Raw genomic sequence first — 15,088 nt, 5'->3', positions numbered from 1 at the left:
GAATCGAAGATGAGCGCAGTTATTGATACACATGGGCCGGCAGCAGGCCATTCGGACCACGCGGGCCACGACGACCACCACCATGCGCCGCCTACGGGCTGGCGCCGCTGGATGTATGCGACCAACCACAAGGACATCGGCACGCTGTACCTGTTGTTCTCGTTCACCATGCTGATGGTGGGTGGCGTGTTGGCCATGCTGATCCGAGCCGAGCTGTTCCAGCCCGGCCTGCAGCTGGTCAACCCCGAGCTATTCAACCAGCTGACCACCATGCACGGCCTGATCATGGTCTTCGGGGCCATCATGCCGGCCTTCGTGGGCTTTGCGAACTGGATGATTCCGCTGCAGATCGGCGCGTCCGACATGGCCTTCGCGCGCATGAACAACTTCAGCTTCTGGCTGATGGTGCCGGCCGGCATCATGCTGGTGGGCTCGTTCTTCATGCCTGGCGGCGCTCCGGCCGCGGGCTGGACGCTGTATGCGCCGCTCACGCTGCAAATGGGCCCGTCCATGGACACCAGCATCTTCGCGATGCACGTGCTCGGCGCCTCGTCCATCATGGGCTCGATCAACATCATCGTCACCATCCTCAACATGCGCGCACCCGGCATGACCTTGATGAAGATGCCGATGTTCGCCTGGACCTGGCTGATCACGGCCTACCTGCTGATCGCCGTGATGCCCGTGCTTGCCGGCGCCATCACCATGACGCTGACCGACCGCCATTTCGGCACCAGCTTCTTCAACCCCGCTGGCGGCGGCGACCCGGTGATGTACCAGCACATCTTCTGGTTCTTCGGCCACCCCGAGGTCTACATCATGATCTTGCCGGCCTTCGGCATCGTCAGCCAGATCGTGCCGGCGTTTGCGCGCAAGCCGCTGTTCGGCTACGCCTCCATGGTCTACGCCACGGCGTCCATCGCCATCCTGTCCTTCATCGTCTGGGCGCACCACATGTTCACCACCGGCATGCCGGTGACGGGCCAGCTGTTCTTCATGTACGCGACCATGCTGATCTCGGTGCCCACGGCCGTGAAAGTGTTCAACTGGACGGCGACCATGTGGCGCGGCTCCATGACCTTCGAGACGCCCATGCTGTTCTCGGTGGGTTTCATCTTCGTGTTCACCATGGGCGGTTTCACCGGCCTGATCCTGGCCATGGCGCCCATCGACATCCAGCTGCAGGACACCTATTACGTGGTGGCCCACTTCCACTACGTGCTGGTGGCGGGCTCGCTGTTCTCGATGTTTGCCGCCTACTACTACTGGAGCCCGAAGTGGACCGGTGTGATGTATTCCGAAACGCGCGGTCGCATCCACTTCTGGGGCTCGCTGGTGACTTTCAACATCACCTTCTTCCCCATGCACTTCCTGGGCCTGGCCGGCATGCCGCGCCGCTATGCCGACTATCCGATGCAGTTCGCCGACTTCAACATGCTGGCTTCCATCGGTGCTTTCGGCTTCGGTCTGATGCAGGTCTACTTCTTCCTCTTCGTGGTCGTGCCAGCCATGCGCGGCAAGGGTCCCAAGGCGCCCCAGCGCCCATGGGAAGGCGCCCAGGGCCTGGAATGGGAAGTGCCGTCGCCCGCGCCTTTCCACACCTTTGAAACGCCGCCCAAGCTCGATGCCACGGCCACGCGCGTGATCGGCTGAAATGAAGCACCCCCTGAGCCGCTTCGCCGGATGGCCGGCCCCGGCTTCCCCCTCTCAACCTTCGGTGGAGGGGGACGGCACCATCGCTGCGGGGCGGCCCTTGCTCGGCGCCCCTGAGTTGGGTCGCGTCGGTTTCAAGGGCTGTGGACGAGGCAAGGTCATCATGGATAACTGGGGGAATTGGTAATGTCACCTGATCAACGTAAAAGCAACCTGCGCCTGGCACTGATCCTGGCTTCGATTTCCGCCGTTTTCCTGGCGGGTTTCGTGGCCAAGATCCTGTGGCTGGGCTCGCAGTGAACATCGGAGGTTCGCCGTGGGTGTGCGCCAGGAAAATCTGAAGATGGTGGGCAAGCTGGCGGTGATTGCCGTCGGCATGTTCGCGTTCGGCTATGCGCTGATTCCCATCTACAAGCATGTCTGCGAGGCGCTGGGCATCAATATCCTGGCCTTGTCCGAGCGCCAGGTGCCGGGTAACGGCCAGGCCGGCCCGAACGTGCGGCTGCCTGGCAACAGCCAGGTCGACCTGAGTCGCACCATCACCGTGGAGTTCGATGCGAACGCGCGCGGCCCCTGGGACTTCAAGCCTATGCAGCGGTCCGTGCAAGTGCATCCGGGCGAGCTGGCCGTGGTGCAGTACGAGTTCACCAACGTGCAGAACCGGCGCATGGCCGCGCAGGCCATTCCCAGTTATGCCCCGCACCAGGCCGCGGCCCATTTCACCAAGCTCGAATGCTTTTGCTTCACCCAGCACACGCTGGAGCCGGGCGAGAAAAAGGAGTGGCCCGTGGCCTTTGTGATCGACCCGCGGATTTCCAAGGATGTGAAGACCATTACGCTGTCCTACACCTTCTTTGAAGTCGGTGGCAAGACACCGGCGGCCCCGGCCGGCACGGTGGCGCATCAGGCGGCGCCGGCACTGCCAGCAAAGGACGCGGCCTTATGACGGAACCTGAATCGGAAAAAAAGGGCTCGGTGCTGCGCACGGCGCGGGCCTTGCTGTGGGCGCTGCTGGGTGTGCGCAAAGGCAGCGACTACCAAAAAGACGTTGAAAACATCACTCCGCTGCAAGTGGTAGTGGGGGGGCTGGTGGCCATTTTCATACTGGTGGCCGGCCTGATCTTGATCGTGAACTGGATCGTTTGAGCGCCCCGGAGACAGGGCTGCAGACGGACACAAGGACCTAGAGAGTCAGGAGCTGGAAATGAGTGGAACTACCCAAGGCGCAACACCGTACTACTACGTGCCCGGCGAGTCGCGCCATCCCATCATGGGAGCGGCCGGCCTGTTCTTTATGATCCTCGGCGCAGGCTTCTGGATCAATGGCCACGAATGGGGCAAGTGGAGCCTGTGCTTCGGTCTGGCCTGGTGGCTGGTCGTGCTCTACCAATGGTTTCGCGACGCCATCCATGAAAGCGAAAGCGGGCTGTACGGCCGCAAGATCGACCAGTCCTTCCGCTGGAGCATGAGCTGGTTCATCTTTTCGGAAGTGATGCTGTTCGGCGCCTTCTTCACCGCGCTGTGGTGGGGGCGGGTGCACTCGGTGCCGGCCTTGGGCGGACTCGAGAATGCCTTGCTCTGGCCTGACTTCAAGGCGATCTGGCCCAGCGTGGCCGCAGGCATCACGGCCTCGCCCACCAACACTGTGGAGCCGTTCCAGACGGTGGGTCCTTTCTGGCTGCCGACCATCAACACCGCCTTGCTGTTGACCTCGGGCGTGACGCTGACCATTGCCCACCACGCCCTGCGTGAAAACCAGCGCAGCCGCACGATTGGCTTCATGTGGGCCACGGTGGCGCTGGGCTTCACTTTCCTGTGCGTGCAGATCTACGAGTACTACCACCTCTACACGGCCCTGAACCTCAAGCTGTCCTCGGGCATCTTCGGCTCGACCTTCTACATGCTCACGGGCTTTCACGGCTTCCACGTGTTCGTCGGCATGCTGATGCTGTTCTTCATCACGCTGCGCCTGCAAAAAGGCCACTTCACGGCCGACAAGCACTTCGGCTTCGAAGGCGCGGCCTGGTACTGGCACTTTGTGGACGTGGTCTGGCTGGGCTTGTACGTGCTGGTCTATTGGATGTGAACTTAAGGCACCCCCTGAGCCGCTTCGCGTCTTCCCCCTCTCAACCTTCGGTGGAGGGGGACGGCAGCCTCGGTGCGGGGCGGCCCTTCCTCGCTGCCTCCTTGATGGGCTGCGCCGGTTTCAAATGCCGTGACCTGTGCCAAAGGCCGTTCGCCCTTAGCCTGTCGAAGGGGGGATGGCAGGTCGGGGAAAGTGGATAAGCTCTCAGCGTGTAATTGGTAGGCCAGTGGGCTGTATGTAGCCCAGCTTCCAGCTGACGAGCAGGCAGACGAACAGCAGCACCGAGATCAGCACGCGCAGCGCGAGCGCGCGGGCCATCTGGCGGCTGCGGCGGCGGTTGTCTTCGGGGCTGATTTCGCCCGCTTGCTCGGTACTGCCGCTAGGGCGGCGCATCATGAAGAACAAGGCGCTGCCCAGGCTGGCGAGAATTGCCAGGAAGGCCAGGACGATAAGGATTTTCATGGAGACCATTATCTGGTGACTACAGGTACAAGACCAGCGGGTCGACCAGGAGGGTGGCGTTTTTGGCTCATCACCTGCGCAGCCGTGGCAGGCATTGCCGGCACTGCGGCACTGGGCCGTTGGCAGCTCGATCGTGCGGCCCAGAAAGAGGCCCTGGCCGCCGCCATCGAAGCCCGTGGCGCGCAGGCGCCGCTCGCCGGCCCGGCCCTGTTGCAGGCCTTGACGGCTCCCGCGTCCGATCTGGTGCATAGGCCCGTGGTGCTGCAAGGCCGCTGGCTGGCGCAGCACACGCTCTACCTGGACAACCGGCAAATGCACGGGCGTCCCGGATTTTTCGTATTCACGCCGCTGGAGTTGGCGCTGCCGGCCCTGGCGGGCCGCGCGCCGGTGGTGCTGGTGCAGCGCGGCTGGATTCCGCGCAACTTCCAGGACCGCACGGCGCTGTTGCCGGTGGACAGCCCCGCGGGCGTGGTGGAGGTGTCCGGGCGGCTGGCCTTGTCGCCCCCTCGGCTGTATGAATTGGCACCCGGGGCAGACCCTGTTTCACAAACGTCGCGTATCCGACAGAATCTGGACATGGGCCACTTGCGGGCCGAAACCGGCTTGCCGCTGCTCGACGTGAGCGTGGTGCAGACGGGGGCGGACAGCGAAGGCCTGCAGCGCGACTGGCCCCGCGTGGAGGCTGGCGTGGACAAGCACTACGGCTATGCATTTCAATGGTTTGGACTCAGTGTCCTGATGGCGGTTCTCTATGTCTGGTTTCAATTCGTCCGACGCTTCCTTGGCCAGCGCAAGCCGCCCGCCGTCTGAGGGCGCCGCGCCCCAGCCGCTGGGCCTGAGCGTGCACGGTCTTCCGCCCGCGGGCGAAGCCTTGCAGGCCGTGCAGCGCACGCGCTCCGGCCGCTGGCAGATGATGACCTTGCTGCTGGTCTGCGCGGCTCCGGTGATCGCTTCCTACTTCACCTATTACGTGATCCGTCCCGAGGGGCGGCGCAATTTCGGCGAGCTGATACAGCCGCAGAAACCGTTGCCAGAAATTTCGGCGCAAACGCTGGACGGCAAGACCGTGCCCTTGGCGTCGCTCAAGGGCCAGTGGTTGCTGGTCAGCGCGTCCGGCAGCCAATGCGATACCCGCTGTCAGGAGCACCTGTACCTGCAGCGCCAGTTGCGCGAGAGCCTGGGCCGTGAAAAGGACAGGCTGGACTGGGTCTGGCTGGTCACCGATACGGCTGCGCCGCCTGCGGCGCTGGCGTCAGCGCTGGCCCAGGCCCAGGTGCTGCGGGTCGATGCGCAGGCGCTGGCCGCCTGGCTGGAGCCGGCGGCCGGTCAGCGCCTGGAAGACCACCTGTATGTGGTCGATCCCTTGGGTCATTGGATGATGCGCATGCCGGCATCGCTGGACAAGGCCAGCGCCGCCAAGGCCAAGAGCGACCTGGAGCGGCTGCTGCGCGCCTCCGCGTCCTGGGACCAGGCCGGCCGGCCTGACCCCGCCCCGCCGCTGCGCTAGTCCGCTTTTCCAGGTTGTTTTGAACCGAGTCCCCGCATGAGCCTAGCTGTCCCCCTTTCCGCGCCATCGCGCATGGCCCAGTTTTACGCGCTGACCAAGCCGCGCGTGGTGCAACTGATTGTTTTCTGCGCGCTGATCGGCATGGTGCTGGCCGTGCCGGCCTGGCCCTCGATGGCCGAACTGGGGCGCATGGCCGTGGCCTGTGCCGGCATCTGGCTGGTGGCCGGTGCCGCCGCCGCTTTCAACTGCCTGGTCGAGACGGGCATCGATGCCAAGATGAAGCGCACGGCCTGGCGGCCCACGGCCAAGGGTGAGCTGTCGCACGTGCAGGCGCTGGTGTTCTCCGCGCTGCTGTGCGCCGCGGGCTCGGCGCTGCTGTATGTCTGGGTCAATCCGCTGACCATGTGGCTCACGCTGGCCACCTTTGTCGGCTATGCCGTGGTCTATACGGTGATCCTCAAGCCGCTGACGCCGCAGAACATCGTCATCGGTGGAGCGTCAGGGGCCATGCCGCCGGTGCTGGGCTGGGCGGCCATGACCGGTCAGGTTGGGCCCGAAGCGCTGATCCTGTTCTTGATCATCTTCCTCTGGACGCCGCCGCATTTCTGGGCCCTGGCCCTGTACCGGGTGGAAGAATACCGCCAGGCCGGCCTGCCCATGCTGCCCGTGACGCACGGCAATGAATTCACCCGCTTGCAAGTGTTTCTCTATACGCTGGTATTGTTTGCCGGGTGCCTCATGCCGTTCATCTTCGGCATGAGCTCCTGGTTGTATCTGGCCGCGGCCGTGGTGTTGGGTCTGGGTTTTTGCGCCTATGGCTTTCGCCTGTGGCGCAATTACTCGGATGCACTGGCCCGCAAGACCTTTCGCTTTTCCCTGATCCACTTGAGCCTGCTGTTCACGGCCTTGCTCGCGGATCACTATATTTATTGAATGACTATGGACAAACGACGTGTACTGAAGCTGATGCTGGCCACGACCCTGGGCACGGGCGCCGTTGGCTGGCTGGCCGGCTGCTCCCGGGAAGAAAAAGTGAGCTTTCAAGGGGTGGATGTGACCGGCGCCGAATATGCGCGCGACTTCTCTTTGCCCGACGCCAACGGTCAGCTGCGGACCCTCAAGGACTTTGCGGGCAAGGTGGTGGTGGTTTTCTTCGGCTACACCCAGTGCCCCGATGTCTGCCCCACGACGCTGCAGGAGCTGGCCGAAGTCAAGCAACTGCTGGGCGCCGATGGTGAGCGCCTGCAGGCGATCTTCGTCTCGCTCGACCCCGAGCGCGACACGCCGGAGATGCTCAAGGCCTACATGGGCAACTTCGATCCCAGCTTTGTGGCCTTGCGCGGCACGCCCGAGCAGACCGCGGCGATCGCCAAGGACTTCAAGATCTTCTACAAGAAGGTCGAAGGCCAGACGCCGCAAACCTATACCCTGGACCATTCGGCCGGCAGCTACGTGTACGACCCCGCAGGCCGTCTGCGGGTCTATGAACGCTACGGCAGCGGCCCGCAGGTCGTGGTGTCCGACGTGCGCACTTTGCTTTCCGAGAAGAGCTGAGTCCGGATCAGCTGTTACCTCACATGAATGGGCCCTTTGGGGCCCATTTTCATTGGGCGGAGATGTTCTGGCTGCGGATGATGTCGCCCATCACCTTCACATCCGTGCGGATGCGGTTGGCCAGGCCTTCGGACGAGGTGCCGGCGATTTGCCAGCCTTGGGCAAACAGCTTGGCGCGAACGTCGGGGCTGCGCGCGATTTCGCTGAGCAGCGTTTCCAGGCGCCGGACCACGGGCTGGGGCAGCGAGCGCGGCGCCGCCACGGCGTTCCAGATTTCCATCTGGTAGTTGGCAATGCCGGCTTCGGCCAGGCTGGGGTACTCGGGCACCAGCGTGGAACGGCTGGTGGACGTCACGCCGATCACGCGCAGCTTGCCCGCACGCGCCTGGGCCGCGGCCATGGCCGGGGGCAGCAAAGCCATCTGGATTTGCCCGCCAATGATGGCGTTGATCACCTGCGGATTGCCGGGGTAGGGAACGTGCACTGGAGCGATGCCGGCACGCGCCTTGAGCAGCTCCATGCCGATGTGGGCGACGGTGCCTATGCCCGGGCTGCCATAGCTCCACTGGTCGCCGCTGGCGCGCGCGGCCGCGAAGAATTCGGCGGCCGTGTGGCCTGGCGTATGGATGGAGGCGGCCAGCACCAGCGGTGCGGTGGCAATCAGGCTGACCGGCTGCAAGTCCTTGAGCGGGTCGTAGCTGGTTTTGGGATTGATCAGCTTGGCGATGGTCATGTTGCCATTGATCATCAGTCCCAGCGTATGGTCATCGGTGGCACGGGCGACCGCATCGGCGCCGATGTTGCCGCCGGCACCGACCTTGTTTTCGACCACCACGGGCTGGCCCAGCAGCTTGGCCAGCGGCTCGGCCAGAGTGCGCGCGACCAGATCGGGGGACGATCCGCCGGGAAAGCCGACCACCAGCTTGACGGGGCGGCTCGGCCAGGCGGCGGGGCCGGCAGCCTGTGTCGGCATGGCTGCGGCACCTGTCACGGCGGCCGCCCAGGTGAGCACCGTGCGGCGGCTTGGCGTGGAAATCATGGAGAACTCCTCTGGTAACTGATCATGGGGGCGGCCCGGCGATGAAAAAAGCGCACAGCCTGTAAAGGCGGTGCGCTGATTATCCCCGGCGGGCAGGGCAGGTCAGGCGTATTCGGCCAGCGTCTTCTTCATCTTCTTCATGGCGGCCGATTCGATCTGGCGGATGCGCTCGGCGCTGACGCCATAGACCGCGGCGAGTTCGTGCAGTGTCATGCCGCCCGAGCCGTCGTCGTTGACTTTGAGCCAGCGCTCTTCGACGATGCGCCGGCTGCGCTCGTCCAGGCCGTTCAGCGCCAGGCTGATGCCGTCGGTGGCCAGCGCGTCGCGCTCGCGCGACTCGATCATGGCCGTGGGCTCGTGCGCGCCATCGGCCAGGTAGGCGATGGGGCCAAAAGCGTTCTCGCCGTCATCCGAAGGCGACGGATCCAGCAGTACATCGCCACCCGACATGCGGGTTTCCATTTCGATGACTTCTTCGCGCTTGACGTTGAGTTTTTGCGCGACGGTGTCGATCTCGAGGGCGCTGAGCGTGTCGCGGTTCGTGTTTCCATCGAGCGCAGCGGCATCGGCCTTGAGGCCTTGCTTCATCGAGCGCAGGTTGAAAAACAGCTTGCGCTGGGCCTTGGTCGTGGCCAGCTTGACCATGCGCCAGTTCTTGAGGATGTACTCGTGGATCTCGGCCTTGATCCAGTGCATGGCGTAGCTCACCAGGCGCACGCCCTGTTCGGGGTCGAAACGCTTGACGGCTTTCATCAGGCCGACGTTGCCTTCCTGGATCAGGTCGCCGTGGGGCAGGCCATAACCCAGGTATTGGCGGGAAATGGCCACGACCAGACGCAGGTGAGACATCACCAGGCGGCCGGCAGCGTCCAGATCGCTGTTGTTCTTGAGGCGGTGGGCGTAGTCCTGCTCTTCTTCCAGCGTGAGCATGGGAAGGCGGTTGACGGCCGTGATATAGGCGTCAAGGTTGCCCAGCGGGGGTACCAAAGCCCAGGGGTTGGTGGGCGTCAGAGTGGTCGTCGCAATGTTTCCGGATGTGGAGGTCATTGAAGTCCTTTCTTCCATACCTTCATGTTAGCAGTCTATTGGACAGAGTGCTAAGCCAGAAGTTCCTTAACCATGGACAGTCTGTGTCCACCGGGTCCACCCCCCGCCTCGCGGCGCCTGTGGGCCGTGCCATCGGCTTTCTTGCGGTGAGTCCACGGCATGACACTTTGATCTTGGTAAAGAAGGGGGGTGAAAAATGAAATTTTATGAGGCGGTGTGGCGGAATGGAAGTGAGACCATCCAAGCAGGAAAAATATTCATAAAATACAAAAATGAAGAACAGCCCTGAATTCCCGCCGCAAGAATATATTTTTTCAGACCAGATAGGGCATTTTCTGCGCCGTGCCTACCAGCGGCATACTGCGCTTTTCCAGCAATACATTCCAGATTCACAGCTGACGGCCGCCCAGTTCGTGGTGCTGAGTTCCATTCGTACCAATGACGGCAGTTCATTGGCGGATGTGGTCAAGGCGACGGTGATTGACCAGGCCACCATCCGTGGCGTGGTGGATAGATTGAAACAACGGGAGCTGGTCAGCGTGGACCACGATCGCATGGACAGGCGCAAGGTCGTGATCAAGCTGACGCAGGCCGGGCACGATCTGGTGACCGAGATGGAGCCTTTTGCGCAGCAGATCACCGAAAGCACTTATGGCAATCTCAATCCCGCCGAACGGCTGGCCTTGAATTTCCTGCTGCGCAAGATGCTGGAGGGCGGCGACGCCGCTTGATGGGTGCGCCGCACCACAAAAAAGAGCCGCCAGGGCATGCCCTGGCGGCTCTTTTTCAGTCAGTAGCCGGTCTCAATCCAGCACGCGGTTGCGCGATTCCACATCCACGGACCAGATCGCGATCGCACCCGCCACCAGCATGCTCGAGAGCACGGCCAGGGCCAGCGTGAAATGGGTGGCCATGATGGGGGCGATGATGGCGGGAGCGAACAGTCCGCCGAAGCGCGCGGTCGCGCCGGCCATGCCCATGCCGCTGGCACGCAGGTCGGTGGGATAGACCTCGGGCGTGAAGGCGTACAGCGCGCCCCAGGTGCCCAGCAGCGAGAAGCTCATGAGCAGGGTCGAGCCCACCACCACGATCGTCGAAGTGCCCAGGCTGTACAGCATGCAACCCACGGCGCTGAGCAGCAGGAAGCCGATCAGCGTGGGCTTGCGGCCCCAGCGCTCGACACCATAGGCCGACAGGGCAAAGCCCGGCAACTGCACCAGGGCCAGCACCACCAGGAATTCCTGGCCGCGCATGAAGCCGAAGCCGGAGCTGGCGAGCTTGATGGGCAGGTAGACGAACACGCCGTAGTAGGCAATCGAGATCAAGGCCCAGGCCATCAGCAAGCCTATGCTGCGGCGGCGCAGTTCCGAGGAGAACAGGGCAAAGATCGACTTGCGCTCCTGCAGTTCGGGTTGCAGCATGGGAATCTTGACATCCTTGCCGTTGACCTTGGCCACGCGTTCCAGCACCCGGCGCGCTTCTTCCGATTTGCCGTTGCGGTTGAGGAACATCGGCGATTCAGGAATGTAAAAACGCAGCACCACACCGATCAGCGCCGGGATTCCGGTCACAAAGAAGATCAGGCGCCAGGCATCGTCACCCCAGGCGACCGCGATCAGCGACAGCACCGCGAGGCAGATCGTGCCCACGGCCCAGAACGACTCGAGCAGCACCAGCCAGCGGCCACGCTTGTTGCTGGGCAGGAACTCGGCCATCATGGTGTAGTCGACGGGCAGCGTGCCGCCCACGCCGATACCGGTGACGAAGCGCAGGGCCAGCAGCCAGACCAGATCGGGTGCGAAAGCCGACGCGACGCCCGCGCAGGCGTCGATGACCACGGCCATCATCAGCACCGGGCGGCGACCGATGCGGTCCGCCAGCCGGCCGAACGCGAAGGCGCCGATCAGCATGCCGATGAAGAAGAAGGTGCCGGTGCTCAAGGCCTCGGGCATGGTGATGCCGAAAGTCTTGGCGATCGAGGGGGCGCTGAAGCCGATGGACAGCACTTGCATGGCATCCGCCAGCCATACCAGACCGAAAATCACAAAAAGCCGATATTGAAATTTTCCGACACCAGCTGTCTGGATGCCTTTCTCAACCGATATTAATGAAGATGACATGTAATATTTCCTTTGTGGGTCATTGCAATACTGTTGAACCGATATCCTGCAAGGCGGAAATTGAATGGCGTTGGCCTGTATTCGCGCCTTGATTTTTCATGGCGTCCGAATAATCCATTAATCGGATTTATGGAGCGCAGTCGTCAAGAAATGAGTGGTAGTGCGGATTGAATGCGTGGAGCCGATCTCAGAGGGACATATTCCGACTTTCATTCGCGTCACCGAGATCAATGCGGTAGGGCATGTGATGCGGCGCGCAGTTTGCTGATTGCCTTCGTTTCATGGGGCCAAGCGGGTTCCTCCGGTGCAAATCGTTCGCGCAAATAAGTCGTCAAATCCAGGATCTGGTTGTCGTCCAGGCTGTCCCTAAAGCCCGGCATATGGCCCAGCGCGTCATTGGCCGGCGTCTGGATGCCGTTCAGGATGATCTGGACCAGGTTGTCGGGACTGCTCGCATGCAGATTGGTGTTGAGCGCCAGCAGGGGCTTCACGCCAAACAGCGTCGGGCCGCTGCCGGCCTCGTGGCAGACGGCGCAGGCGTTCTGGTAGATGCGCTCGCCGTTGACATGGGGGCTGTAGGCGGGCGGGGCTGCCACGGCGGCGGCCTGCGGCGCTGGCTGGGCCTGTGTCGCGGGGGCGGTCGTCGATCCCGGCAGTTCCAGCAGATAGGTGCTGATGGCGCGCAGATCGCTGTCGGGCAGTGCGCCCAGGCCATGGATCACCGGGGCCATCGGTCCCGCGGCCACGCCGTGGCGCGAGGAGAAACCGGTGCGCAGGTATTGGTAGAGCTCATCGCGACTCCAGGGCAGCTTGCCGCCGGCGAGCTGGTTCAGCGCCGGAGTGCTCCAGCCTTCGGCTTCGCCGCCGGCCAGGTAGTGGATGCCGGTCTTTTCGGCGCCCAGGGCATTGCGCGGCGAATGGCAAGCAGCGCAATGGCCCGCGCCTTCGACCAGATAGGCCCCGCGGTTCCATTCGGGGCTGCGCGCCGGGTCGGCCTTGAAGGGCGTGGCATCGTGGAACAGCGCATTCCAACCGGCCATGGCCGGGCGCAGGTTGTAGGGGAAAGCCAGCTGCGTCTGCGGCGCCTGCGCTTTGACGGGCGTTTGCGACATCAGGTAGCCATAAAGCGCTTGCAGGTCACCATCGCTGAGCTTGGCAAAGGCCGTGTACGGAAACGCCGGATAGAGCTGGCGGCCGTCCTGGTGAATGCCTTGGCGCATCGCGCGCTCGAACGCGGCGAACGACCAGCGGCCGATGCCGGTTTCGTTGTCGGGCGTGATGTTGGTCGAGTAAATGGTGCCGAACGGTGTTTCCAGGCCCAGGCCGCCGGCATTGGCCGCGCCGCCGGGCGCCGTATGGCAGACCACGCAGTCGCCCGCGGCGGCGACGAGGCGGCCGCGCTCCAGCGCCTGCGGCGAGTACAGCGACACATCGGGGCCGGTGGTCAGCGGCAGCGCGGGCTTGAGCGGCCAGGCCATGGCGGCCAGTCCGGCTGCGCCGACCGCGCCCGCGGCCAGCCAGCCCCAGGGGCGTTGCCGCATCGCGCCTGGGCGCTCGGAGCCACTGCCGCCCAAGGCGAGGCGCAGCTGCTCTGCCTGGAACGGCACTTCGCGCAGGCGCACGCCAGTCGCCTGCTGGATGGCGTTGGCAATGGCGGCGGCCGCGGGCAGGGTGGTGACACCATCGAGGTCGAGTCGGCCCTGCCGGATCAGCCTGCCGTCGGGCGATGCAGGGTGGGTCAGTCCGGTCTGGTGTGGCAGCAGGCTGCCGGGCTGCGGGCTGTTCCAGTCGTCGAAGGCGGGTGCGCTGCCCAGCAACTGGCGGGCATCGGCCAGCAGTTGCGGGTCTTGCAGCCGGATTTCCGGGTGCAGCGTGGCGCTTTGCGCCGCATGCAATTGCTGGCTGTCGTGGCCGGCGGCGACGCGCGTGACTTCGATCTGGCCGGTTTGCGGGTGCACGGCGACTTCGGCCACCCAGGCGCTCCAGACCAGGCGGTCGGCGCCATCGGCGTCCAGCGTCTGCACCTGGGCGGTGGCAAAGCCGCGTCCGCGCAGGCGGCCGTCGGCATCTTCCGATGCCGGCCACTGGGCGCGCTCGGCGACCTGTTGGGCGAGATCGCGGCCCGGGCCCGCGGGCAGGTGTTGCAGGCGCCAGGCCAGCGGGTCCTGACCCTGGGCCAGGGCTTGTTCATGCCACAGGCTTTCATGGGCGAAGACCTGGGCGGCGTTCAAATCATGAACGCCTGCATGTTGCGGGCCGCTGCTGCTTTTGAGGCCTTGTACCGTGCCTGCGCCGCGCACGCTGGCATGGGCCGACGCGCGCGCCAGACCGGGCTGGCTCAGCAGGCGTGCGAGGCTGGGGCGCACGGCCCAGGGCGCGTGCGACAGCAGCGTGGCGGATGCCGTCGAGCCCGTGCCGTGGTGCGCCTGAATCTCTGTCGACGGGGAGGGCGATGCCATGGGCATGTGCAGCACCAGCTGGTCGTCGGCGCTGCAGGCCTGGCAGGCCACGCTCACGGGACGGCCCACGGCCTGGGACAGCAAGGCGGCATCGGCGGCGGCATCGAGCAGGTCCAGAAGGTGTAGCGGGGCGGTGTCGGCCAGGGCGGCGGTGCGCAGGTGCAGCGCCGCTTCGGGCAGTTGCAGCAGCGCGGCCAGTTCGCTGCGCACCAGGCGCTGCGTTTCGGGTTCGCAGGGGGGCAGCCAGATGCTGGCGTGGTCATTGAGGCACCAGACCAGGACTTGGGCTGCCGTGGGCACGGGCGTGCGCGGCAGCTGCCAGACAAAGCGCGTCTGCTGTTCGGGGGCGGCCGGCATGTCCGGCGTATCGGGGCTGTGCCAGACGGGCGCCAGGCTGCTGGCGGCCTGCAGGGCATGGATCGGCGCCACGGCGACCACGCCGACGAAATGGCTCAGCTGTACGGCGGCCACGACACCCGCCATGGCGCGCGCCTCGTCCAGCCGGACGCTGACCAGTTCGCTGCCCTGGTAGCGCAGGCCGTTCCAGTGGGCCGCCGGGGGGCGCAGCGCCAGGCCGTACAACAGATCGGCGGGCAGCGCGGGGGTGGCCGCGGAGGCCGGAATGGACAGGTTCATCGCGCCGCCTCGGACGCGCAAGCCGCGCGCAAGTGCACGGCCTGCAGGGCCGCCTGCATGATTTCCACATGCGTGCCGCAGCGGCACAGGTTGTGATGGAGCTCATTGCGCAGCTCCTGCTCACTGGGATGGGGATTGCGGCGCAGCAAGGCCTCGACGGTCATGATCATGCCGTTGAGGCAGTAGCCGCACTGCGCTGCCTGACAGTTGATGAAGGCCTGTTGCGTGGGGCCGGGTTGCTGGCGCGTGCCCAGGCCTTCCAGCGTGGTGACTTCGCGGCCCTGGGCCGAACGCACAGGAATCACGCAGGAACGCGCTGCCACGCCATCGATCAGCACCGTGCAGGCACCGCACTCGCCCAGGCCGCAGCCGTACTTGGGGCCGTTGAGCTCCAGGTCATTGCGCAGCACATGAAGCAGTGCTGTTTCGGGCGCGGCCGCAACCTCGCACGGGCGTGCGTTGACGCACAGGCGCAAGGGAGCGGAGGGGCTGCTGGGATGGCGGGTGGTTTCCATGCAAAAGGGC

16 protein-coding genes are annotated in these 15,088 nt (G+C 64.5%); 10 read left to right on the top strand and 6 right to left on the bottom strand.

The window, feature by feature from the left end:
• Positions 1 to 9 precede the first annotated feature (9 nt).
• The 5 genes from ctaD (at position 10) to N0K08_RS05730 (ending at position 3,739) form a co-directional block, all read left to right on the top strand.
• A complete protein-coding gene (ctaD, locus tag N0K08_RS05750; RefSeq protein WP_261499115.1) occupies positions 10 to 1,653 on the top strand; it encodes a cytochrome c oxidase subunit I in 1,644 nt (547 codons plus the stop codon).
• Positions 1,654 to 1,839: 186 nt separating this feature from the next.
• A complete protein-coding gene (locus N0K08_RS05745; RefSeq protein WP_261499114.1) occupies positions 1,840 to 1,953 on the top strand; it encodes a cytochrome oxidase small assembly protein in 114 nt (37 codons plus the stop codon).
• A 16-nt stretch (positions 1,954 to 1,969) separates the two neighbouring features.
• Positions 1,970 to 2,599, top strand: coding sequence for a cytochrome c oxidase assembly protein (locus N0K08_RS05740; RefSeq protein WP_261499113.1), 630 nt, complete (start codon positions 1,970 to 1,972; stop codon positions 2,597 to 2,599).
• Positions 2,596 to 2,799: a DUF2970 domain-containing protein gene (locus N0K08_RS05735; protein WP_261499112.1), complete on the top strand. Its 204-nt coding sequence runs from the start codon at positions 2,596 to 2,598 to the stop codon at positions 2,797 to 2,799. Before N0K08_RS05740 ends, N0K08_RS05735 begins: the two co-directional genes overlap by 4 nt.
• A 58-nt stretch (positions 2,800 to 2,857) precedes the next feature.
• Positions 2,858 to 3,739 (top strand): cytochrome c oxidase subunit 3, encoded by an 882-nt coding sequence (locus N0K08_RS05730; RefSeq protein WP_261499111.1) that lies wholly within the window; start codon positions 2,858 to 2,860, stop codon positions 3,737 to 3,739.
• A gap of 204 nt (positions 3,740 to 3,943) precedes the next feature.
• On the opposite strand, the gene N0K08_RS05725 is transcribed toward N0K08_RS05730, so the two are convergent.
• Entirely contained in the window at positions 3,944 to 4,201 is a 258-nt protein-coding gene (locus tag N0K08_RS05725; RefSeq protein ID WP_261499110.1) for a twin transmembrane helix small protein, read from the bottom strand.
• 84 nt (positions 4,202 to 4,285) lie between these two features.
• Here N0K08_RS05725 and N0K08_RS05720 point away from each other — a divergent pair, with 84 nt between their 5' ends.
• Genes N0K08_RS05720 through N0K08_RS05705 form a run of 4 tightly spaced genes read left to right on the top strand, consistent with a single transcriptional unit; the run spans position 4,286 to position 7,262 of the window.
• Positions 4,286 to 5,011: an SURF1 family protein gene (locus N0K08_RS05720; RefSeq protein ID WP_261499109.1), complete on the top strand. Its 726-nt coding sequence runs from the start codon at positions 4,286 to 4,288 to the stop codon at positions 5,009 to 5,011.
• Positions 4,953 to 5,708 (top strand): hypothetical protein, encoded by a 756-nt coding sequence (locus N0K08_RS05715; protein WP_261499108.1) that lies wholly within the window; start codon positions 4,953 to 4,955, stop codon positions 5,706 to 5,708. Before N0K08_RS05720 ends, N0K08_RS05715 begins: the two co-directional genes overlap by 59 nt.
• Positions 5,709 to 5,744: 36 nt before the next feature.
• Positions 5,745 to 6,641, top strand: a complete 897-nt coding sequence (gene cyoE / locus N0K08_RS05710) for a heme o synthase (protein WP_261499107.1) — start codon at positions 5,745 to 5,747, stop codon at positions 6,639 to 6,641.
• A 6-nt stretch (positions 6,642 to 6,647) separates the two neighbouring features.
• A complete protein-coding gene (locus N0K08_RS05705; protein ID WP_261499106.1) occupies positions 6,648 to 7,262 on the top strand; it encodes an SCO family protein in 615 nt (204 codons plus the stop codon).
• A gap of 49 nt (positions 7,263 to 7,311) precedes the next feature.
• On the opposite strand, the gene N0K08_RS05700 is transcribed toward N0K08_RS05705, so the two are convergent.
• Together N0K08_RS05700 and rpoH are read right to left on the bottom strand one after the other, a co-directional pair.
• Positions 7,312 to 8,301, bottom strand: a complete 990-nt coding sequence (locus tag N0K08_RS05700; protein WP_261499105.1) for a Bug family tripartite tricarboxylate transporter substrate binding protein — start codon at positions 8,299 to 8,301, stop codon at positions 7,312 to 7,314.
• A 102-nt stretch (positions 8,302 to 8,403) separates the two neighbouring features.
• The gene (rpoH, locus tag N0K08_RS05695) at positions 8,404 to 9,348 is read right to left on the bottom strand and encodes an RNA polymerase sigma factor RpoH (RefSeq protein WP_261499104.1); all 945 of its coding nucleotides are present in this window, start codon (positions 9,346 to 9,348) and stop codon (positions 8,404 to 8,406) included.
• Positions 9,349 to 9,620: 272 nt separating this feature from the next.
• Here rpoH and N0K08_RS05690 point away from each other — a divergent pair, with 272 nt between their 5' ends.
• The gene (locus N0K08_RS05690; protein ID WP_261499102.1) at positions 9,621 to 10,079 is read left to right on the top strand and encodes a MarR family winged helix-turn-helix transcriptional regulator; all 459 of its coding nucleotides are present in this window, start codon (positions 9,621 to 9,623) and stop codon (positions 10,077 to 10,079) included.
• 72 nt (positions 10,080 to 10,151) lie between these two features.
• Here N0K08_RS05690 and N0K08_RS05685 read toward each other — a convergent pair whose 3' ends face one another.
• The 3 genes from N0K08_RS05685 to N0K08_RS05675 all read right to left on the bottom strand — a co-directional run bounded on the left by N0K08_RS05685 (position 10,152) and on the right by N0K08_RS05675 (position 15,078).
• The gene (locus N0K08_RS05685) at positions 10,152 to 11,468 is read right to left on the bottom strand and encodes an MFS transporter (RefSeq protein WP_261499101.1); all 1,317 of its coding nucleotides are present in this window, start codon (positions 11,466 to 11,468) and stop codon (positions 10,152 to 10,154) included.
• A gap of 227 nt (positions 11,469 to 11,695) precedes the next feature.
• Positions 11,696 to 14,563, bottom strand: a complete 2,868-nt coding sequence (locus N0K08_RS05680; protein WP_261499100.1) for a c-type cytochrome — start codon at positions 14,561 to 14,563, stop codon at positions 11,696 to 11,698.
• Positions 14,560 to 15,078 (bottom strand): (2Fe-2S)-binding protein, encoded by a 519-nt coding sequence (locus N0K08_RS05675; RefSeq protein WP_261499099.1) that lies wholly within the window; start codon positions 15,076 to 15,078, stop codon positions 14,560 to 14,562. Before N0K08_RS05675 ends, N0K08_RS05680 begins: the two co-directional genes overlap by 4 nt.
• Positions 15,079 to 15,088 lie beyond the last annotated feature (10 nt).

Source organism: Acidovorax bellezanensis (genome assembly GCF_025421555.1).
Lineage (GTDB): Bacteria > Pseudomonadota > Gammaproteobacteria > Burkholderiales > Burkholderiaceae_C > Comamonas > Comamonas bellezanensis.
The sequence above is the reverse complement of the archived record's forward strand: the minus strand, read 5'-3'. Positions and strand labels throughout refer to the sequence as shown.